General features: G+C 59.2%; 21 protein-coding genes and 3 pseudogenes. 10 read left to right on the forward strand and 14 right to left on the reverse strand.

The features are described from left to right. Nucleotides 1-225: 225 nt before the first annotated feature. Both HOY44_RS03460 and HOY44_RS03465 read left to right on the forward strand, forming a co-directional pair. Nucleotides 226-576, forward strand: a complete 351-nt coding sequence (locus tag HOY44_RS03460) for a hypothetical protein (protein WP_287433067.1) — start codon at nt 226-228, stop codon at nt 574-576. 348 nt (nt 577-924) lie between these two features. Then, nucleotides 925-2,220: an NAD(P)/FAD-dependent oxidoreductase gene (locus HOY44_RS03465; protein ID WP_287433068.1), complete on the forward strand. Its 1,296-nt coding sequence runs from the start codon at nt 925-927 to the stop codon at nt 2,218-2,220. 284 nt (nt 2,221-2,504) lie between these two features. On the opposite strand, the gene HOY44_RS03470 is transcribed toward HOY44_RS03465, so the two are convergent. Further along, on the reverse strand, nt 2,505-3,362 hold the full coding sequence (locus HOY44_RS03470) for a tyrosine-type recombinase/integrase (protein ID WP_287433069.1): 858 nt from the start codon (nt 3,360-3,362) through the stop codon (nt 2,505-2,507). Nucleotides 3,363-3,595: 233 nt separating this feature from the next. Between HOY44_RS03470 and HOY44_RS03475 the strand changes: the two genes are divergently transcribed. Further along, complete coding sequence (locus HOY44_RS03475) at nt 3,596-4,348, forward strand: hypothetical protein (RefSeq protein ID WP_287433070.1); 753 nt, start codon at nt 3,596-3,598, stop codon at nt 4,346-4,348. A 273-nt stretch (nt 4,349-4,621) separates the two neighbouring features. Here HOY44_RS03475 and HOY44_RS03480 read toward each other — a convergent pair whose 3' ends face one another. After that, the gene (locus tag HOY44_RS03480) at nt 4,622-4,888 is read right to left on the reverse strand and encodes a hypothetical protein (protein ID WP_287433071.1); all 267 of its coding nucleotides are present in this window, start codon (nt 4,886-4,888) and stop codon (nt 4,622-4,624) included. Between the two features lie 632 nt (nt 4,889-5,520). Between HOY44_RS03480 and HOY44_RS03485 the strand changes: the two genes are divergently transcribed. Then, nucleotides 5,521-5,946 carry a hypothetical protein gene (locus HOY44_RS03485; RefSeq protein WP_287433073.1) on the forward strand — a complete coding sequence of 142 codons (426 nt, stop codon included), beginning with the start codon at nt 5,521-5,523 and terminating at the stop codon, nt 5,944-5,946. A 643-nt stretch (nt 5,947-6,589) separates the two neighbouring features. Here HOY44_RS03485 and HOY44_RS03490 read toward each other — a convergent pair. The 8 genes and pseudogenes from HOY44_RS03490 to istA form a co-directional block, all read right to left on the reverse strand. After that, a complete protein-coding gene (locus tag HOY44_RS03490) occupies nt 6,590-7,102 on the reverse strand; it encodes a hypothetical protein (RefSeq protein ID WP_287433075.1) in 513 nt (170 codons plus the stop codon). 39 nt (nt 7,103-7,141) lie between these two features. Next, nucleotides 7,142-7,609 (reverse strand): hypothetical protein, encoded by a 468-nt coding sequence (locus HOY44_RS03495; RefSeq protein ID WP_287433077.1) that lies wholly within the window; start codon nt 7,607-7,609, stop codon nt 7,142-7,144. A 110-nt stretch (nt 7,610-7,719) separates the two neighbouring features. Beyond that, nucleotides 7,720-8,058, reverse strand: coding sequence for a hypothetical protein (locus HOY44_RS03500; RefSeq protein ID WP_287433078.1), 339 nt, complete (start codon nt 8,056-8,058; stop codon nt 7,720-7,722). Between the two features lie 152 nt (nt 8,059-8,210). After that, nucleotides 8,211-9,188, reverse strand: a complete 978-nt coding sequence (locus tag HOY44_RS03505) for a hypothetical protein (protein ID WP_287433079.1) — start codon at nt 9,186-9,188, stop codon at nt 8,211-8,213. A 951-nt stretch (nt 9,189-10,139) separates the two neighbouring features. Then, the gene (locus HOY44_RS03510; protein ID WP_287433080.1) at nt 10,140-10,967 is read right to left on the reverse strand and encodes a M20/M25/M40 family metallo-hydrolase; all 828 of its coding nucleotides are present in this window, start codon (nt 10,965-10,967) and stop codon (nt 10,140-10,142) included. Nucleotides 10,968-10,972: 5 nt separating this feature from the next. Beyond that, nucleotides 10,973-11,248, reverse strand: coding sequence for an ATP-binding protein (locus tag HOY44_RS22695; RefSeq protein WP_502710691.1), 276 nt, complete (start codon nt 11,246-11,248; stop codon nt 10,973-10,975). 166 nt (nt 11,249-11,414) lie between these two features. Further along, nucleotides 11,415-11,801: an ATP-binding protein gene (locus HOY44_RS22700; RefSeq protein ID WP_502710680.1), complete on the reverse strand. Its 387-nt coding sequence runs from the start codon at nt 11,799-11,801 to the stop codon at nt 11,415-11,417. After that, a pseudogene (gene istA, locus HOY44_RS03520) lies at nt 11,761-13,311 on the reverse strand (IS21 family transposase). Before istA ends, HOY44_RS22700 begins: the two are co-directional and overlap by 41 nt. Between istA and HOY44_RS03525 the strand changes: the two are divergent. The 6 genes and pseudogenes from HOY44_RS03525 (at nt 13,250) to HOY44_RS03550 (ending at nt 16,854) form a co-directional block, all read left to right on the forward strand. Beyond that, a complete protein-coding gene (locus HOY44_RS03525; protein ID WP_287434756.1) occupies nt 13,250-13,456 on the forward strand; it encodes a hypothetical protein in 207 nt (68 codons plus the stop codon). The pseudogene istA and the gene HOY44_RS03525 sit on opposite strands and share 62 nt — an antisense overlap. 33 nt (nt 13,457-13,489) lie before the next feature. Next, nucleotides 13,490-14,486 (forward strand): annotated as a pseudogene (locus tag HOY44_RS03530) (IS110 family RNA-guided transposase); the annotation flags it as partial. 209 nt (nt 14,487-14,695) lie between these two features. Then, the gene (locus HOY44_RS03535; protein WP_287433081.1) at nt 14,696-14,899 is read left to right on the forward strand and encodes a hypothetical protein; all 204 of its coding nucleotides are present in this window, start codon (nt 14,696-14,698) and stop codon (nt 14,897-14,899) included. A 96-nt stretch (nt 14,900-14,995) separates the two neighbouring features. Continuing rightward, complete coding sequence (locus HOY44_RS03540) at nt 14,996-16,213, forward strand: hypothetical protein (RefSeq protein ID WP_287433082.1); 1,218 nt, start codon at nt 14,996-14,998, stop codon at nt 16,211-16,213. Next, nucleotides 16,185-16,358 carry a hypothetical protein gene (locus tag HOY44_RS03545; RefSeq protein WP_287433084.1) on the forward strand — a complete coding sequence of 58 codons (174 nt, stop codon included), beginning with the start codon at nt 16,185-16,187 and terminating at the stop codon, nt 16,356-16,358. The genes HOY44_RS03540 and HOY44_RS03545 overlap by 29 nt, the downstream gene beginning before the upstream one ends. A gap of 202 nt (nt 16,359-16,560) precedes the next feature. After that, on the forward strand, nt 16,561-16,854 hold the full coding sequence (locus HOY44_RS03550) for a hypothetical protein (protein WP_287433085.1): 294 nt from the start codon (nt 16,561-16,563) through the stop codon (nt 16,852-16,854). A gap of 57 nt (nt 16,855-16,911) precedes the next feature. Here the strand turns inward: HOY44_RS03550 and HOY44_RS22610 are convergent, their stop codons facing one another. From HOY44_RS22610 to HOY44_RS22705, 4 genes and pseudogenes are all read right to left on the reverse strand, one after another. Further along, nucleotides 16,912-17,313 (reverse strand): winged helix-turn-helix domain-containing protein, encoded by a 402-nt coding sequence (locus HOY44_RS22610; protein ID WP_353806634.1) that lies wholly within the window; start codon nt 17,311-17,313, stop codon nt 16,912-16,914. A 145-nt stretch (nt 17,314-17,458) separates the two neighbouring features. After that, nucleotides 17,459-17,662: an AMP-binding enzyme gene (locus tag HOY44_RS22615; protein WP_353806592.1), complete on the reverse strand. Its 204-nt coding sequence runs from the start codon at nt 17,660-17,662 to the stop codon at nt 17,459-17,461. Between the two features lie 142 nt (nt 17,663-17,804). Continuing rightward, nucleotides 17,805-18,793, reverse strand: a pseudogene (locus tag HOY44_RS22620) (ATP-binding protein). Beyond that, the gene (locus tag HOY44_RS22705; protein ID WP_287434757.1) at nt 18,709-18,897 is read right to left on the reverse strand and encodes an ATP-binding protein; all 189 of its coding nucleotides are present in this window, start codon (nt 18,895-18,897) and stop codon (nt 18,709-18,711) included. The pseudogene HOY44_RS22620 and the gene HOY44_RS22705 overlap by 85 nt, the downstream one beginning before the upstream one ends. Between the last annotated feature and the right edge of the window lie 3 nt (nt 18,898-18,900).

Consider the following 18,900-nt stretch of genomic DNA (forward strand, 5'->3'; position numbering starts at 1 on the left):
GGATACCGTTGTGGCGCCGTCATGAATCTGTTACATACGGTATTTGTCAACAACGATGGTGTAATTTTTTATGATTTTTGGAGCAAGTTGGCACCATGATGGCTGATCGTTGACTGCATGAGGTGGATGCAATTAATGAGAGGAGGTGGCGGGCCATCAGTTTGTTGTTTCGAGGCCCCGGATGTCCATTTTGACCCATGTCAGGGTCGTTCAGCAGCCAAAAGGGTGCTGCTTGAAATGGAACGCTGTTCGCGTGTTTCTGGTCTGCATCCTGATGACGCGTCTTCTGATATGAAGATTTTCTCGAAGTCAGAGCTCGCAACGGATTATCATGACGTTAATGGTGCAATTGTCCTTTATCGGGATATGCCCTATGCCGTTGTCAATATTGCGCCATGTGTGGGCGGGCATTGTGTGTTGTCTCTGCCTTTGAAGTTCTGGCATACCCCGAGTGTAGAAGATCAAATTTTGGCGACGCGTAAGTTGCCTTCCATCCATCGGTTTGTTTCACCGGAGGATGCCGCGGATTGGATCTCAGAATACGCTGTTGATCGAACGTCTTGTTCCAAGTCTTGATTTTTCATTTGCTTTCTTTGTTGACCGTCTACTGTTCGCTTGATCAGCGGGGCATGAAATAGAAATCATTGTGCCGGTATCGCATGACCCGATGTGCGAGTTGGTGCTTCATGGGCTTTGTCCATCGGGACTTTCCTATCGCGCTCGGGTAAAGCTAATGCGTTTATCCAACTGAACCGTGCGCGTCGCGTTGGCCATGAACATTAACTCCCATAGCTCACTCGCCGCCGGGCTGATGACTTACATCTCGACCCGCCCAGCGACGCCGAGCTTGCCACGCTGCGCCGCCTCGGGCTCGAGGGTCGGGCGCGGCTCGCCTGCGTGTGTCGCGCGGCGTCCGGTCCGGTGGTGATCGACCTCGACACCGATCCGGCCACCCTGCCCGAACCCGAACCGGCCGCCGACGCGGTGGATCATGCGGCCAAGGCGGGCATCGAAAGGATCGTCGTCATCGGCAACGGCGCCGCCGGCAGCACCGTCGCCAACGAACTGCGCCGGCTCGGACCCAGCGCCTCGATCGACCTCGTCGCGCAGGAGACGCATCCGTTCTACAACCGCATGGCCATCGGCCGGCTGCTTTATGAAACGCAGGGTATCGAGGACCTGTATTTCGTCACGCAGGACGCGATGTCGAAAAAGAACATCAACGTCCGCCTGAACACCCTCGCCCGCGCCGTCGACCGCGACCGCAAGATGGTCGTGCTGGGCACCGGCGAAACCCTGGCCTACGACCGCCTGTTCCTTGCCAACGGCGCCCGCGCCTTCGCGCCCCCGATCCCCGGCATGGACAAACCCGGGGCCTTCGTCCTGCGCGAAGCCTCGGACGCGCAGGCGATCCGGGCCTGGCGGCAAAGCGAAAGCTGTGACACCGCGATGGTTCTGGGCGGCGGCGTGCTCGGCGTCGAAGCGGCGGACGCGCTGCGCAAACTGCGGCTCAGGACGACGGTCGTGCAGCGGTCGGGGCGGCTCATGGACCGGGAGCTTGACGAAAAAGGCAGCCGCATCCTTCAGACCTTCCTCACCCGGATCGGGATCGAGGTCGTCACCGGTGCCTCCGCCGAGGAGCTTCTCGGCGAGGATCGCGTGCGCGAAGTGCGCCTGACCGACGGCACCACACAGCCCTGCGATCTCTTCATCGCCTGCGCCGGGGTGCGGCCCAACACCGATCTCGCACGTGAGGCGGGGCTCGAGGTGGATCGCGGCGTTTTGGTCGACGAGTCGATGCGCACCTCGGACCCCGATATTTTCGCGGTCGGGGACGTGGCCGAGCGCCCGGGTCAGATCGGCGGGCTGTGGACCGTCGGCACGTCGCAGGCGGAAATCGCCTCGGCCGCCGTCTTCGAGATCGAGCGAGAAGCGACCCCGCCCCCACCCCTCGTCAGCCTGAAAATGGAAGGCATCGACGTGAAGGGCTTCGGCACGAAGGAAGCCGGAGACGGCATCGAGGAGATCTGTGACCCGAACGAGCCCGAGAACATACACCGACGGCTTTTCATCGAGAACGGCAAGATCGTCGGGGCCGTCTTCGTCGGACCGCCGGGCACGGTCAAGGACGTGGCGCTGGCGATCCAGTCGGGCAAATCGGTCGCCCCGATCCTCGAGCGCCTGCGCACCTACGACTGGAGCGCACTGGCGAAACTGTAAAGCCCGAAATTTCTGGGAAGAAGTGGTGCCCGGGGGCGGAATCGAACCACCGACACGAGGATTTTCAATCCATCCTAAGGGGTTAGGGAATGTCTGGTGGGAAGGACGAAGCCTCGGCGCATGCAACGCCGAGGCTCCCGATCCGAGGGCACAGTTTCTTTCCGCGCCGTAGCTCGCCTGCTTTGTCAAAGGCGCTCAAGCGGCAAGGAGGTCACGCTCCAGCTTTTCGAACATAGCAACGTCTTCCTCCGCGTTCTCAAACAGGTGTCCGTAGGTATCCATCGTCATAGTGATTGACGCGTGCCCCAGGAGCGTCTGGATCTTCTTCGGATTCCACCCTGTTCGATGAACAGCGATGCCGCCGCGTGGCGAAGCGCGTGGATGCCGAATTTCGCCTCGCCAGCTTCATTGACAATACCATTCGAAACGAGCATCGGCTTGAACACGCGATTGTAGATGTTGGAGTAGTTCTGAACCTTTCCAACGCCGTTCGGAAACACGAGATTGAGTTCGTTCGGTTTCGATGAAAGCTGCCACTCACGGAGCGTCTTCAGCACTGTCGGCGACATCGGGATTTCACGCACCCCTGCCCGGCTCTTAGGATCTCCAATCACGCAGTATTCGTCTGCGCGCTGGAAGACCTTGATTGTGCCCCGGTCAAAATCGACACCGGCCCAACTCAGTCCCCGAAGTTCGGAGATCCGCATGCCAGTGAAGATCGCAGTGACGAACATCGCGCGATGGGAGTCCGGCGCCTTCTCAATGATCGTGCGGATCTCGTCTTTCGTCGGGACTTCGACTCGCTTGTTATCGCGGCGTGTTGATCGTTTGAACTTCACCTCAGAAGCGACATTGCGGTCTACCCATTCGCGTTCAACCGCTTCTGAAATGACTGCCCGTAGGCTAACCATGATCTTCTTTACTTGCGCCTGAGAGACACCTCTGTCGATCAGGCTGTCCTTGAAGTCGCGGACGTCGCTGCGTTTGAGCTCAGTGAGCAGAAGATGCCCTATCTTCGGTTCAATGTGGACCCGGGCATGGCTACGATATGCCTTCAAGGTCGACCGTTCGAGTTGGTTGCGTTCACAGGATTTGAGCCACGTTTCACACGCGACATAGACGGTTTTTGGGGACCCAGTCATACGGGGATTTCCTTCGATTTTCGACGATGAACATATTATAGCATTCAAGATGTTCGCCGTCGGGGTGAATCCCAGTATGCCACTGAAATTTCTTATATTTTTCCGCCTTCTAACTACTCAAACGTTCATTTGTTGCGTTTCACACCTAGCTGATACCCCTCACAGCCCCTAGCTATCCCCGTGGAGAAACAGCGATTGTGAAAGCTGGGTTCAGGGAGATTTGGCATTTACGTATGACTACGCAAAACACAATGTCGATCGGCGGCTTGATTGGCTATGTTCTCGTTTCCCATGGTGCAAAAAACGGCCGATCAATCGGAACACTCCCCGGAGCGCGCATGCAAAACGCAAATCTCGCTGCTTGGCGGGATGGTTCGGGTTTCGAGAAACTACCCTGCGCATATGAGTATCGACGCAAACCTAGATCTCTTAATGATCTTCCCATCTTGCGAGGTCTGCTTGAAAGGGCGGAACGCATCGGAAATGGCCTCGTTTTGGTGGACGACCTTGGTAGGCTCCTTCGCAACTCCCCCATTCAAGATCGAGAACCTTTCTTTCGGGAAATCTCGTCCTATCGTCGGCACATCTTCGGCATTCGGCAAGGCAAACGCCTTGATGAGCTTTCAGACGGTCAAGTTATTGAATTGGTCTTGGGCGCTGGCCGGAGTGAGTTCAACATCGCTGGGATGAAGCGTAAGGTGCTTGATGCAGACAAACGGCACGACTCCGTAAAGATCGCCGCCCAAGCAAGCTTGATTGTGCGCAAGAAAAAAGCGGAAGAAAAAGCGATCATGCTTGCAGAAGTTCGCGACGAAATTGTGAGCGGGGGCGGCAAGCCAACACTCGATTCGATTGCCACGACGGCCAATGAAAGGGGTTTTCGAACCACGCGGCACATGCTTTGGACTGCTTCGAGTGTCAAGCGGGCGCTCGACACCTTTGATCAGATCGAAGTAGAAACCGCATCGTCTGAGGAAGACGACTGAGACCCCGCTACACGGAAGAACCCTTAAGCTGGCTGAGTGCGTCACCTGAACGTCTTGGCGTCGCGCCGCAACTCTCCCGCTGCGCCAACGACGGAGCGCACCTAACCGCACCAGGATACGCTTGATGGAGGGACTGTTCGCGGCCTATTGGAACGTTCAGATGATCACTATTCGGTCATGGCGTCTTGGGAACGGGGGAACACATACGCGGCGGCCCTGCCGATCCAGCATGGTTAGAAAGACCCGGATCCTCATTACCTCTGGACGAGTTGCCTATTGCAGGGAAACCGACCTATCTCCGAAGTCTGCCATGAATGCTGTGGCGCCAACTTGAAGCGCACGAATGGCCTCATCCCGGGCGGACTTGTCTGTCTTGAACGTGTCGTCCCAGACGTGGCTGGTTCCATCCGGATCAACAACCTCGAGCGTCCAGTCGGCGTCCTGATCAAGGCGAAGGATCTCAATCTGAAATGGGAAGCCGTCGACCAATACCCGCTGGCTCTTTGAAGATCTGATCACTGCAGGGTCGTCGTTCGTCATAATTATAGCCTTTTTGGAGGGTGGTGAACCGCATAATTCGAGAATCAGACGGGGCCGCTTCAAGTATTGCGAAACAGTGTTCCGCAGATTGGCAGCACCAATAGTGCTCCACCTATAACTCATGAAAAGCCCCCACCGATCATGGTCGCGGTTTCGTTCATTTGATGGTCAGATCGGCGCTCGGCAAGAGATCAAGGGCACTGAACCTACTAGTGACATTGAAATAGGCTAGTTGGTCCAAGACCTACCTCCACATTGGAGCAGAACAGGTCAAAACTGACAGCCTATCGGTGCCTGCTGCCACCCCTCTAGATCGCGCCAGAATGCGCCTTTGAAGCGCTCTTCGCCTTGGTCTGTGGTTGGCAGCTGAAAACGCGAGATGGGCACTCTACGGCCCGCAGAATGGCTCTGGCGCACCATCTAGGCCAGATGGTGAGGTATTGGGGCATCCGCCGAGCTCGATCTCCCTCCGCCCTACCAGTTCTCAGATGGCATCGCGGCCGGGTCTCTCTGCGGGCTGGGGCTTTTTCACCGACTCTGGTAGCGCGTCCGACCCAAGCGCGAGGCTCTCAGTCGCGTGTCTATCAACACATATCGCGAATGCGAAACATAGACATGCACTGGAGCCCTTGATGACCAAACCCCGTAAGACCCCGTCGCCGACCGCCATCTTCCTCGATCACGCAATCTCTGCCTCAGGTCGCAAGCAGAAGCATATCGCCGAGGATGCGGGCTTCCCCAAGCCCAATGTGATCTCGATGATGAAGCTCGGCGCCACCAAGGTGCCGATCGACCGTATCCCGGCGCTGGCGGAAGCCCTCGGAGCCGACGCGGATGAGTTTCTCGACCTGGCACTGCGGGAATACCACCCCGAGATTTACGATGTGCTCACCGATGGCGAGCTTGGGCTATCCGACGACGAACTCATGCTGGTCACGATCTTTCGCACCGCCTTCGCCGGATCGACGCTCCCCATGACCCAGGACGTGAGCGAGCTCATCGCGAAGATCTTTCGCCTAATCTGGCTCGTGCAGTTCGAAGCGGCGGCGAACGGCTGAAACCATCCACGCCGCCTGGCCGCCGACGCTGTCACCTGACGCGAAACAGCCGATTGTGAGAGCGTCGGCTTCGTGCTATAATTGCACCAATCACGTTGCGGATCAGCAACGCTTGCATATCGACCCTAAAGACCAACGGTGATTCCGGGAACATGACCGGCGCTATGAGGCCGTCGAAGCCGACAGCATGGGCACTGGCGCTACGGCGCGAACGCCCGAAAGGACGGAGGCTCTGCGGAAGCGCAACCTCCGCTTGTCAGACTGTCGGGACACTGCAGCTGGCATGGCTTAGCGAAAGCTATAACCGCGTGAGACCTTAATCGGTCTGGATGTCGGAGCTAATGTGGGAACGCGCACGCCGCCCACTGCATTCATTGATCCTAGATGCTCGGCTCTTGTGTATTCCACTGTCATACGAGTGGCAGAAGAACATCCCCCGCCATCTTCTGGGTCGACTTTTATCCGTTGTCGATTTGATCTCTTAGTCGAGGTCTACAGAAGGTGGCGGGGGATAAGACTATCTCCGAGTAGCACGAGGAGGAGGGATAGATCTTAATTTCGTCCTCTTCGTTAATACAAAGTCTCAGCGATTTGACAGGTTAGACCAGAAAGATAAAACAGATCGCGTTGATGACATCCGAGATCACGAAGTGAGCGGGAAGACTTCAAATTCCCTTGCTTCGAACTTCTGGGCGATTCCACTTAGCATGTAAAGGAACTCTTCCTGAGATATGGAGAAGTAATACTTGTAAGGGCCGATATGGACGGATCCGTTGAAGGCGTATTGCAAACTCTGGTGGTGGCCCTCGCTTCTGACAATTCTGTCGAAACTGAGCATACCTCCAGCAGAGGTAGAAAACGACATGCTTCTTGAAAAGGAATCGCCAACCTCTTTCATCTCATCGACAAGCGAGAGCGCTTCGAGAGGCAACATTGGAAAGCGAATCTCGTTCCCATCGCGGATCAGAAAGCGAAGGGTCAATAACTCCCCAGGGTAGCTTGAATCCGAAAGAACGCGAATGATTGCCGCTTGGGTTTCATTCTGATGAGCCGGGTCGGGAATGCAATAAGCTATCCAAGTATCTTGCACATGAGGCATTGTTTTCTCGCTTTTACTGATGAAGGGATTCTGGAGGTTGCACACTGTGTGTGCCATTGGTTAGCCGCCGGCTCGGTTACGCCGGGAACGCACCACTCATTGCACTGCGAAGCCCCGCACAAGCCGAGCCGCGCGGTTCATAACGTCGTCTTCCTGTGTTACATAGCGCTTGAGGATCTTTGCGATTTCGCCCGCGTCTCTGCGCGAAATGAAAATACGTGGCAGTTCAACGGCGAGCGCTGTCGTGAGTGAGACCTCAAAAGTCTGGCTACCGTCAGGCTGAACCACGTTCTGCCCCCAGATCAGCAGGCGCCCGGCGCCACTATCGAATGCCTGCGGCTTGTCACCGCAACGCGACGCGATCTCAAATCGCTTCGCCATGGACGCGCAGGTATATTCGTTGACTCCGATCACACCATAAGCGGCTCCTAGGTCGATCGACATGTTGGAGATGCGCAGTCCTTGCTGGATTTCATTAACCATGATTAGGTGCGGGCTAGGCCAGTTCGCTCCGTATTCCTTATGATAGATTTTTCCGACGATTTCGGTTGTGTTCGTGGTCATAGCCATCTCCTTGGGCCATTGGCGCTTGATACAAAGGGCAAGCAGTCTCACTTCTTGCGGCGACAATTGGGAATGCGCCGTCGGGTGGAATCTTCAATGCGTGGAATTGCTTAGAGAGGCACGGCTTCGAAATCGCGTCCTCGCCTGCTCGCTTGCTTGAAGACCGCATCGATCTCAGCTCCCCTTCTTCTAAGGGGATTACCGTTAACAAGCTCAAGCGGTTTGCATCCCAGACCGCCACGCATTGCAGCCCGAAGCCGCTGCGCGTGGCGATATGCCTGATGCGGAAACACTTCAAACGTGCCGTAGCCCGCCCCGAAATCATACAATAGCGGGCTCCGGCGATTGGCAGTGTCATTGCGGATAAGACGGATCTTGCGATCACTGTCGATGGAACGGTGGCCTATGGCAAAAGCGCTTTTCGCTTTCAGCGTGATTGTCTTCTTCATGATCTGCTCCTTTCATTGTGCAGATGGCGTGCTGCGGAAACAGGTCCGCTGTTCACTGAGCGGCGACCGCTCAGTGTGATGTCTTCTTCTCCGAGGTGAAGCCTCCGTCAGGAGGTCAGATCGCCAATGCCGGATTGGGCTCGGCAAGACCCTTAGCTGGTGTCGGCCTTGGCCATCGCTTCGAGGTCCTTCCGCTCGATCCGTCGGAACTCTTTCGTGTTGCCCCGCACGCGGGTCCAGATGCCCCCGGACGTCGGGCGCCGCCATGTGGGGATGTCCATCGTTGCGAGGATGGAGAGCGCTTCGTCAAAGTCTTCGACAGCGCGCTCCCGCCCCTCTCCGCCGAGGAGGTAGACCCCATCCTTCTTGAGACCTGGGTGGAACATCGAACCGTCCATTGCGATCGGCACGAAGAGCACGTCCGTCAGCGGTTCGTTCACTTGCTCGAGGACCTCGGTGTCGTCCTGGTGCTGCCAGATCGAGGCAAGGAAGTTCTTGGTCTCGAGCCACGCAAGAGCGGCATTGGCCAGCACTTCTTTCCAGTTTCCAGCAAGCCCGTCCTTCTTCTTGCTCAGCTCATTGCGCACGGTCTGTTCGGCCTTGCCACTCAGGAGCACAAGGTCGGGACCCGTGATCGGCTTCCCCTGCTCGAGGCGCCAGCGTGCGATGGCCTTGCGGGCGATGTCGACCGTCTGGGTGTCCTCGAGCCCCCACCCGTCCACGGGAATGAGGCGCAGGAACTCTGATGCCTGCTCGATCATCTCGGAGATCCGGCCACGGCGCGCCTCGGTGTCGGTCGCGACACCCGCATAGACGCCGTAATCCGCATAAGCTTGCAGGTCGTGAAACAGCCCGCCGATCGGCAACGCGCTGTAAAGACCGTTCACCTCTTCCTCGAGCGCGCCGCGCCAGCCGTAGTGGTCGACAACGTCGCCAAGACGATGGCGCAGCATCGTGTCGAGCCCGTCATCCGTGGCCTCAGGACCGAAGAAGATGCTGCACACATCCGAGATCGCATGCACGCCCTTCACGATGCCCACTTCGAACTGTCCGTCCCCACCGAAGTCCTCGCGGAACTCGGAAAGGCGGTCTTCGGCTTGGTCCGCCAGTGTGTAGGATTCGGTTTGCATCGCTTTCTCCTTTGTTCTGGGAATAGGTATATGTTGTCTACTTAGTCCCCGCAAGCTCTATCTCGAATTATTTTCGTATTTTTCTTCTACCGCCTACCATTTCTGTTCCAGTCGCCGATTTTTGGGAAAGGCTGCACATTTACCTACCTGAGGGTGTCGTTCCATGGAGATGCGCCGGGTCACCGCGCGCTTGCAGGAAGTCCTAGATGGCCCATGGGCCTCTAACAGGGGGGTGTCGAGGAGGATCGCGGGAATACCGCGGAACCTTGGATGGCCGATCCTTGGATGGCCGCGAATAGTCCCGAAGGAGAAGCGCCCTTGCACCGGCGACTTGATCAGGACCCACAGACGCGTTCATTGAACGGGGGCGCGACGCGAGGGAGATGCGAATGAAAAAGACTGCCCGACGAGCCTGGCGTTCCAATACGCGCCAATCGGGATTCTCGTGTCGGAGCATCGCGTCATCGTCGACTACAATGAACGCCTCCAAGAGACGTTCGGCTACGGAAACCGTGACCCGGAAACCATCTCCATCCCGCCCCGATACCTCACCCGAAAATCTCACGGAGCGGGCCGTAGAATGCTGCATCGTATTCTTGGCACAGGGGATACCGGGAACAAGCTCAAGGCCCTCTGGCGGCCCGCTCCGGGGCCTTGAGCGACATCAAGAGCGCCGCAGCCCCTGCCTTGGATGGCACCGAGAATCGGGAAAGGCTAGACCTCCCCCTACGCGCCTACCAATTCAAACAACTTCGCTGAATCAGGCTAGCGCTGGTTGCAGGAAGTCCTAGAAGCTCCGGTTGCCTCTTACAGGATGATCCCAATAGAAAACCGCGGCTGCGGCAGGAACCTTGGATGGCCGAACAAACGGGGGAAACGGTCCCCGAGACGCTGCACGGTACCGTAGCTAGAACGCGACAATTACTACTTGCGCATAGTTCGCAACGTTTCTCAGTAGTTCAGCCCGCGCAGGATCGAAGCGAAACATCGAGCGCCGATCTCGATTAAATCGTCGGGAAAGTCGAAATCGGGATTGTGGAGCTTCGGACTGTCGATGCCCGAGCCCAGGAGGAACATCGCCGACTTCGCCCCGTCGCCGAAACGACCGAAGTCTTCCGAACCACGCATGGGAAAGGACACGTCGCCCGACAACACGCCCTGTTCCCTAAGTGCGGCGACGATCAACTCGGTAGCTTCTGGATCGTTTTCGCAGTGGCGGAACTGGTCGTGATACTCGATTGCTTGCACAAGGCCAGCGGCCGAGGCTGCGGAGGTCACTTCTCGCTCGGCAATGTCCACCAGTTCTTCCATCTGGAGGTCGGTCGATGTCCGTAGTGTGGCCCATATCTCGGCGTATCCCGGTGCGATGCCAAACGCGGGTTCTCCGAGTCGAGCATGCGTCACGGTAACAAGCCGAAAATCATCGGTAGGAATGTTCCTTTCCGTCGACAGCGCGGACAGTGCTGCGATCAGTGACGAAAGGGCGAGCGTGGGGGATGTGCCGTTTTCGGGCTGCGACGCATGCGATGTCTTGCCTGTCAGGCGCACTCGCATTCCGCGGGACGCGCAATTGACAAGCCCAGGCGCGACGGCAGCATGTCCTAGCGGAAGCCCGGGGAAGTTGTGCAGGGCAAACGCAAAATCTGGACGGATGCCCGAAAAGCGGGGGTCTTCAATGACCTTCGCAGCACCTGATCCGTCTTCCTCTGCGGGCTGGAATAGAGCAATGACTCGCCCACGTCGGGGCCGGTTCCGCCCCACCAATCGAGCTAGGCCCATGACTGTCAATCGGCATTGAAGTTTGACCCCCTATCGGCATCCAATATTGACCCCTTTGGTGGTGAGCAGGCCTGGCGCTGCGTAGCCCTCACATAGCGCAGCGGCGGCGGGCCTGCGGGTTTCGGGTTGGCGCTATGCGCGGTTCTTGAAGCGCCAGCTTCGTTACCGGTTTCGACGATTTCGCAATGGTGGGTGAGCCGGTCGAGCAGTGCGGTGGTCATCTTGGCATCGCCGAAGACGCTGGGCCATTCGCCGAAGGCCAGGTTGGTGGTGACGATGATGGATGTGCGTTCCGTAGAGTTTGCTGATCAGGTGGAACAGCAATTGGCCGCCGGTCTGGGCGAAGGGCAGATAGCCGAGCCTCGTCCAGGATCAGGAAGTCGAGGCGGGAGATCAGGTCGGCGGTCCGGCCCTGGCGCTCGGCGCGGGCTTCGGCATCGAGCTTGTTCACCAGGTCGACCACGTTGAAGAACTGGCTCCGGCGCCCTGCCCGGATACAGGTCCGGCGATGCTGACGGCAAGATGGGTTTTGCCGGTGCCTGTGCCGCCGATCAGGACGAGGTTGCGCTGATGGTCGAGGAAGTCGCCGTTGGCCAGGTCGCGGATCAGGGTCTCGTTAACTCGGCGGCCTCGAAGTCGAACTCCTCCAGTTCCTTGGCGAGCGGCAACTCTGGCGATGGTCATTTGGTATTTGACTGACCGGGCCTGCTTCTCCCTGATCTCGGCGGTCAGCAGGTCACCAATGATCTGTTGCGGCTCGTGCTGGCGTTTGACGGCGGTGGTCAGGACCTCGTCATAGGCGCGCCTCATTCCGTAGAGCCTCAGCTTTCCCATCGCGTCGATTACCTCGATCTTTCCATTCTGTGTTCTCCTCAGGCTGTCATATCGGTTGCAGTCGGCAATGGGCTCGCAGGCCAGCGCTTCAGCGCATCCGGGGTGGTGATTGTCAGGGTGGCGGCTCGCGGTGCCGGCCAGGATGTTCAGCACGACGCCTGCGGAATGGACATTGTGCGACAGGGCTTCGGCGCAGGCCGCCTCGACCGCATCAATCCCGTCGGTCAGCACGGCGCCTCAGGATGTCGACCATCTGCCGGTCACCGCCCGGCTGGCGTTCCAGCTTGCGCCACGCGGCGGATTGGCACCGGCAGCTCCCATTCTCGAAGGGCGCCCCTGCTGCGAAGGGCGCCGGGTTTGCGGCCAGAACGGGGATGTAATGCAGGGGATCGAAGATGGTTTTGTCCCGCCCGAAGGCCCGCTCATGCTGGCCAACGATTTGCCCATCCTGCCAGCATTCCAGCCGGGCGGCATAGGCCCTGATCTCCACCGGCCGCCCGACCGCCCGGGCATCGACCGAGTAGCGGTTCTTGTCGAACCGCACGAGGCAGGTCTTGGACACCGATGCGGGAACTGCATGGAATCCATCGAAAGGCCGACGTAAGGCACAAGGCTCGGGCGCTCGTCTCGAACACCTCCCAGATCGTCTTGTCGCGCAACTCTGGATGTTTGTTCGCCTTGCATAGGCCAGGCAGCGATCCTCCAGCCAGGCGTTCAACTCGGCATAGGATTTGAACTTCGGACGCGGCACGAAGAAGCGCCGGCGGATCACGCCGACCTGGTTCTCGACTTGGCCTTTCTCCCAGCCCGAGGCCGGGGTACAGGCCACCGGTCGACCAGGTAATGGCCGCACATCTGCTGGAACCGCCGGTTATAGGCCGATCCTTGCCAATGAAGATCGCGTCAACGGCGGTCTTCATATTGTCGTAGATGCCCTGCGCACAGGCTCCCACCGAAGAAGGCAAACGCCTTGTCGTGGGCGTCGAACACCATCTCCTGTGTCTCTTGGGATAGGCCCGCACAAACGGTGCATCCGGCTGTGGCTCAGGCGCACATGCGCAACCTTCACCGTCGTGGTCACGCCGTCAATCAGGACAACCTCATGGCTCCAGTCGAACTGATAGGCTTCGCCCGGGTCGAAGCTCAGCGGCACGTAGGCAGCGGCGGAAGCTTCCCGGGTCGCCTTCGACCAACTCGCCGCATAGCGCCGCACCGCATCATAGCTGCCGTCATAACCCCGGTTGCGCAGCTCTTCGTAAATCCGAACCAGTGTCAGCCGCTGGCGTTTGGGTTGCCGGTCATTTCAGCCAGCATCTCATCCAGATCGGACCGCCACGGGTCGATCTTGGGCGGGCTGCGTGGACCGGTCATAGCTGAACTCAGTTGCCCCTGACCGCACCACCTTCCGCACCGTGTTCCGTGATACCCGCAGCTCCCGGCAGATCTGCTTGATCGACTTCCTGATGAAATGCGCCCGCCTGATCTTCGCAATCGTCTCCACAACCAACATCTCAAATCGCTCCCTCAACTTTGAGGAAGCTTCTGAACAGAAATATCAGGGGGTCACTTTTGACGCCGATTACCCCAATACAGGGGTCAATCTTGATGGTGTGGATGCCCCCACCCGACGGCATCGCGATGTGCCAAGATGGTGATGTTGAAGTCACCATAGGGGAGAGGAGGCATCCATGGATGAGATTAGCATCGTCGGCGCCGACCTGGCAGCAGGTTTTCCAGATTCATGGCGCTACGGCGACGGGCGCGCGGTTTTCCGCAAGAAGCCGTCGCGGCCACAGTTCGCTGAAGTTCATGGCGGCACTGCCGCCATGCATCGTGGCCATGGAGGCTTGTGGGACAGCGCACTACTCGGGCCGGGAACTCGCCCGGCTCGGCCATGAGATCCGGCTCATCCCGCCCGTCTAGTCAAACCCTTCGTGAAGCGGCAAAGAACGACGCCGCGGATGCGGAAGCGATTGCCGAGGCGGTCCAGCGACCGAACATGCGGACGGTGGCGGTGAAGAGCTCCGCACAGCAAGCCCGCGCGATGCTTTCTTCCGACTCCGCGATCTGCTCGTTGGTCAACGCACCCAGTTGGTCAACGCACTGCGTGGCCATCTCGCCGAACACGGCATCGTTCTGCAGGGCATCGCCAACGTCGAACGTCTCTGCCCTTCGTCTGAAGACGATGACCCGCCGGACTTGGTCCGGCACCTGAAGTGATCTATCTCGATCAGATCGCGCAACTGGGGGCTGAGATCGAAAACTCGACAAGCGCATCGTCGCGGCCGCGAAGCAAAACGGGAGGCCTGAAGGCTGCAGACCATGCCTGGGATCGGCCCGGTCTGCGCGATGGCGATTACGGCCTTCGCGCCGGACATGCGTGAGTTCCGTAGGGGGCGCGACTTCGCGGCCTGGCTGGGACTTGTGCTACGACAGCATTCGAGCGGCGGCAAGCAGAAGCTGGGCCGGACTCGAAGATGGGGCAGCGCGACATCCGACGCCTGCTGATCGTGGGGGCGATGTCGATCGTCCATTGGCGAGGTCGCGACGGCGGGCGGCCAGGATCATGGCTCGCGCGTATGCTGGCCCGAAAGCCGCGCATGTTGCGTGGCTATCGCGCTGGCTAACAAGATGGCACGCATGGTCTGGGCCATGCTCGTGCGCGAAGAGGATTACCGAGATCCGACCGGCGCGGTCTGGCTGACCGCGGCGCGCGGAGGTCGGCGATGTGAGGAAAGCGACGACCCGTATGGGCAAATGATCGAACAGATCCGGGTTGGGAAAACCAGTGGCGTGCAACGAGCTGCGAGCTCGCAATTTTGATCTGGTCCCCAATCCGCGCATCACCATACCGGCCCGCGGCATGTCTTGGCTGCACCTGAGAGGCCTGAAACATGACCGCACTCGATCACGCGCTCAAAAAGTCAGAGAAAATCCTTGCATCGAAGGGGCATCCAAACATGCATGCCGGTTCACACTTGTGTCTGACGTCCGGAGCCGATCAGCAGTTGTGCATTGGCGCAATTTCGAAAAAACGCTTTGACCTTTACGCAAATATGAACTTGACACTCATAAATTTAGCCATCTACGTTTATTGACAGGATGGCGGGACGAGAGGAGCTCTGCGCCATCCAAAACACAACCTGGAGGAGAACCATGTTTCGATTTTCATATCGGGCGGGGCAGAAGATGCTTTGCCTAGCGTTGCGGCCAGCCTTGCTGTTCCTGTCTCGGCACAGGACAAAACCCCATACCGCGAGCACAGTGGCGTTCTGCCCGACGGCACTTCCTGGCTCATCCGCGTCCCCGAGAACTGGAACGGCCGCCTGCTGCGTGATCTCGATTTCGCCAGCTGGATCCATGTCCCGGGCTTCGCGCCCCGTTATGATGATCTGCTGGCGCGCGGCTGTATTTGCCGGTACGGCGCGCCATCCCGTGAATTTCTGGCAATACGACCCGCAGCGCGAGATCTTGAACTCCAGACCGTTCAGGACACCTTCACCCAGCTCGAAAGCGAGCCCGACATGGTGATGCAATACGGATGCTCTGGCGGCGGTCTGGACAGCCTCGCCTCGGCCGAAGATTACCCTGACAAGATCGATGGCTCGGTGGTGCTTGCGGCCCATACACCGGTCTGGATCATGAACAGTTTTCTGGACGGCTGGTTCGCGATGCGGGCGCTGCTGGCGGAAGATTTCGTGGTACAGGGCCCGGGCCAGGCCTCGGATCTGACGGTGGCCGGTCTGCCGAACGCAGGCGCGGCGGCGATCAGAACTCGACGCCATCCGGCGTCGTGGAAGAGCGCGCGATCGAAAACGCGGGCAAGACGCCCGAAGGTCGCGCCCGTCTGGCGCTCTCGCCTTGCCATTGGTCAGTGGTCGCCCTGGATGGTCGAGGGAACTGACCTGCCCGACACGTCCGATACCGCCGCGATGGCTGACATGGTGGTAAAATCGGCGATGCGTATTACTGGCCATGTCGGCGGCACCTATCGGCTGGCCTTCGAAAATGCGGCATTGGGTCAGCAGTTGTCCGGAAACGAAGGCGTCGACTACGCCGCGTTCTACGCCAACGCCGCACCGGCGATGAAACAGCTGGTCGAGGCGCTTTATGCCGAAGCCGGGCTGGACCTTCAGGCCGACCTTGCGACGATTGACGCCGAACCCTGGATCGCGGCGTCGGACTATGCGCTCGACTTCTGGGCCGGGGACGGACGCACCACGACCGGAGAGCGCCGAAGTGCCCGCCATACGGATCCACATGCTGGGAGACTGGGCCATCCCCTATTCGCTGATGCAGGGGTACGAGGCGCTGGTCGAACAAACCGGCACCACCGACCTCTATCGGCAGGCCCTCGTTCAGGGGACCGGGCACTGCGACTTCATGGCCGCAGAAAGCAGCGTGATCGTTGAAATTCTGGCCGAACGGATCGAGACCGGCACCTGGCCAGAGGTCACGCCTGAGGCACTGAACACGGCAGCCGCCGCGCTGGAGACGGGATCCGACGCCCGCTTCGTCGAATTTGGCGATTGGCGCGGGGCGTACAACCGCCCCTGACGCCGAGCCAGTAACCCGTCGCGGGTCTGCCCACCTGGGTGGACCCCGCCCCTAGCTGACAGGAGCTCGACGTTGCGCGTCAGCAAGACAGACTACCGGATCAGCATCGCCAGTAGGAATTCAGGCGACCGACAGACACATCGGATGACGACCGGCGCGAGACCTCCCGCGCCGGCTTTTCGTAATCTAGGGCACGCTTGGAATGCCTATCGTGTCATTATGTGGAGACGAAGGGATTGATCTCGAAATCGTAGGGCAAGCCGACGAGGTCCCAACCACGTTTGAGGTCCGCGACGTGCCGCGCCATCCAAAGCTCGGCCTCGTCCGGATCCTGCCGCTCGACGGCGTCGAAGATCTTTCATGCGCTGCTATCTCGCGCGGCTGGGCCTGCTCGAGCACCGGTTTGAGGTGCCGCGAGGCTGGAAAGCAACTGCCCGATCGGGAAACGGGCAGTAGAAGCGCGACATTGTTGCTCGCCTCCGCAATCAATGCGTGAAACGCGAGGTCGATCTGTAATCCGCCCGTCCTGTTTCCATCGCATCCCGGAATTCGATCAGGTTTGCCCGCAGCGGAACCAATTGATCTTCTGTCCGGTGGATTGCCGCCAGTCTCGCCGAAAGCGGTTCGACCTCACGACACACCTCCCAGAGTTCGAGGAACGTAATCGTGACAGGACCATGGTATCGGTGGCGCGCGGCGCGATCTGCGACGTGTCCGGGATCGACACGAAAAGTCGCCGGCGTCCCGAACGCCGGACCAGCCCGTCGGCTTCGAGCTGACGGATCCCCTCGCGCACGGTGGACCTGTTGACCCCAAGTTTTCGGCAAAGACTGAGCTCCGACGGAAAGGGCTCACCCGGTTGGAGACTGCCCGACAGGATGAGTTTGCGGATCTCGCGACACGACCTGATAAGCCGGCGGCGCCGACAACGCCTCGATTTTAGGTCTTGAACCATTGTGCTCCCATAGTTCTGCACCGCGCCGACCTTGATCACCGCAAGGTGTCAGGCCGTCTTGATGTCCCGCAGCACGTTCTTCAAGACCTTGCCGTTCGCATTGCGCGGCAATGGCCCATCCAGAAAGGTCACGAGGTCGGGAACCTTATAGTCGGATAGTCGGGCAGAACAATAATTTTGATCTCGTCCGCGTCCACCTGATTTCCATCCAGGAAATGTAGGCGTGCACCCGCTCGCCCAACACGTCGTCAGGGACGCCCACCACTGCCGCTTCAACGACCAAGGAATGCGACGCCAGCACGTCCTCGACCTCGATACAGTAGACCTTGAAGCCCGCGCGGTTGATCATGTCCTTCTTGCGGTCGAAGACGCGGACGAAGCCATTCTCGTCTTTGAACCGATGTCGCCCGACACCCAGTATCCGCCGGTGAACCCTTTGGCATTGCCTTCCGGGTTCTCCCAGTATCCTGGCACCACCATCGGTCCTCCGATCAGAAGCTCCGCTTTCGCCGGGGCCACTTCACGACCAGCGTCGTCGACCACGATGATGTCAGCAAGGCAGCACCTGTCCCACAGTATCGGCATGTTCTGCGATCTGGCCGCCCGGCATGATGGTGACCGGCGATGTGGTTTCGGTCGACCCGTAGACATTGTGCAGCACCATGTTCGGCAGGTCCCTTTGCCAGCGCCGCAATTGTGGATTGCGGCATAGCGCCGCCGAAACCGGCCACCCTCCAGCAGTCCAGATCAAAGGAACGGAAATCGGGGTCGAGCAGGCACAGATTGTACATCGCGGTGTCAATCGGCATTGAAGTTTGACCCCTATCGGCATCCAATATTGACCCCTTGGTGGTGAGAGCAGGCCCGGCGCTGCGTAGCCCCTCACATAGCGCAGCGGCGGCGGGCCTGCGGGGTTTCGGTTGGCGCCATGCGCGGTTCTTGAAGCGCCAGCTTTCGTTACCGGTTTCGACGATTTCGCAATGGTGGGTGAGCCGGTCGAGCAGTGCGGTGGTCATCTGGCATCGCCGAAGACGCTGGGCCATTCGCCGAAGGCCAGGTTGGTGGTGACGATGATGGATGCGTTCGTAGAGTTTGCTGATCAGGTGGAACAGAATTGGCCGCCGGTCTGGGCGAAGGGCAGATAGCCGAGCTCGTCCAGGATCAGGAAGTCGAGGCGGAGATCAGGTCGGCGGTCCGGCCCTGACGCTCGGCGCGGGCTTCGGCATCGAGCTTGTTCACCAGGTCGACCACGTTGAAGAACACTGGCCCTGCGCCCTGCCCGGATACAGGTCCGGGCGATGCTGACGGCAAGATGGGTTTTGCCGGTGCCTGTGCCGCCGATCAGGACGAGGTTGCGCTGATGGTCGAGGAAGTCGCCGTTGGCCAGGTCGCGGATCAGGGTCTCGTTAACCTCGGCGGCCTGAAGTCGAACTCCTCCAGTTCCTTGGCGAGCGGCAACTTGGCGATGGTCATTTGGTATTTGATCGACCGGGCCTGCTTCTCCCTGATCTCGGCGGTCAGCAGGTCACCAATGATCTGTTGCGGCTCGTGCTGGCGTTTGACGGCGGTATCAGACCTCGTCATAGG

This window comes from Maritimibacter sp., assembly GCF_016774595.1.
Taxonomy (GTDB): Bacteria; Pseudomonadota; Alphaproteobacteria; order Rhodobacterales; family Rhodobacteraceae; genus Maritimibacter; species Maritimibacter alkaliphilus.

Excerpts from the sequence above, each read along its gene's own strand:
- HOY44_RS03470 (WP_287433069.1), bottom strand. The coding sequence starts at position 3,362 with ATGACTGGGTCCCCAAAAACCGTCTATGTCGCGTGTGAAACGTGGCTC.
- HOY44_RS03475 (WP_287433070.1), top strand. The coding sequence starts at position 3,596 with ATGACTACGCAAAACACAATGTCGATCGGCGGCTTGATTGGCTATGTT.
- HOY44_RS03480 (WP_287433071.1), bottom strand. The coding sequence starts at position 4,888 with ATGACGAACGACGACCCTGCAGTGATCAGATCTTCAAAGAGCCAGCGG.
- HOY44_RS03485 (WP_287433073.1), top strand. The coding sequence starts at position 5,521 with ATGACCAAACCCCGTAAGACCCCGTCGCCGACCGCCATCTTCCTCGAT.
- HOY44_RS03490 (WP_287433075.1), bottom strand. The coding sequence starts at position 7,102 with ATGGCACACACAGTGTGCAACCTCCAGAATCCCTTCATCAGTAAAAGC.
- HOY44_RS03495 (WP_287433077.1), bottom strand. The coding sequence starts at position 7,609 with ATGACCACGAACACAACCGAAATCGTCGGAAAAATCTATCATAAGGAA.
- HOY44_RS03500 (WP_287433078.1), bottom strand. The coding sequence starts at position 8,058 with ATGAAGAAGACAATCACGCTGAAAGCGAAAAGCGCTTTTGCCATAGGC.
- HOY44_RS03505 (WP_287433079.1), bottom strand. The coding sequence starts at position 9,188 with ATGCAAACCGAATCCTACACACTGGCGGACCAAGCCGAAGACCGCCTT.
- HOY44_RS03510 (WP_287433080.1), bottom strand. The coding sequence starts at position 10,967 with ATGGGCCTAGCTCGATTGGTGGGGCGGAACCGGCCCCGACGTGGGCGA.
- HOY44_RS22700 (WP_502710680.1), bottom strand. The coding sequence starts at position 11,801 with ATGGGAAAGCTGAGGCTCTACGGAATGAGGCGCGCCTATGACGAGGTC.
- HOY44_RS03535 (WP_287433081.1), top strand. The coding sequence starts at position 14,696 with ATGACCGCACTCGATCACGCGCTCAAAAAGTCAGAGAAAATCCTTGCA.
- HOY44_RS03545 (WP_287433084.1), top strand. The coding sequence starts at position 16,185 with ATGGCCGCAGAAAGCAGCGTGATCGTTGAAATTCTGGCCGAACGGATC.
- HOY44_RS03550 (WP_287433085.1), top strand. The coding sequence starts at position 16,561 with ATGCCTATCGTGTCATTATGTGGAGACGAAGGGATTGATCTCGAAATC.
- HOY44_RS22610 (WP_353806634.1), bottom strand. The coding sequence starts at position 17,313 with ATGGTTCAAGACCTAAAATCGAGGCGTTGTCGGCGCCGCCGGCTTATC.
- HOY44_RS22615 (WP_353806592.1), bottom strand. The coding sequence starts at position 17,662 with ATGATCAACCGCGCGGGCTTCAAGGTCTACTGTATCGAGGTCGAGGAC.
- HOY44_RS22705 (WP_287434757.1), bottom strand. The coding sequence starts at position 18,897 with ATGACGAGGTCTGATACCGCCGTCAAACGCCAGCACGAGCCGCAACAG.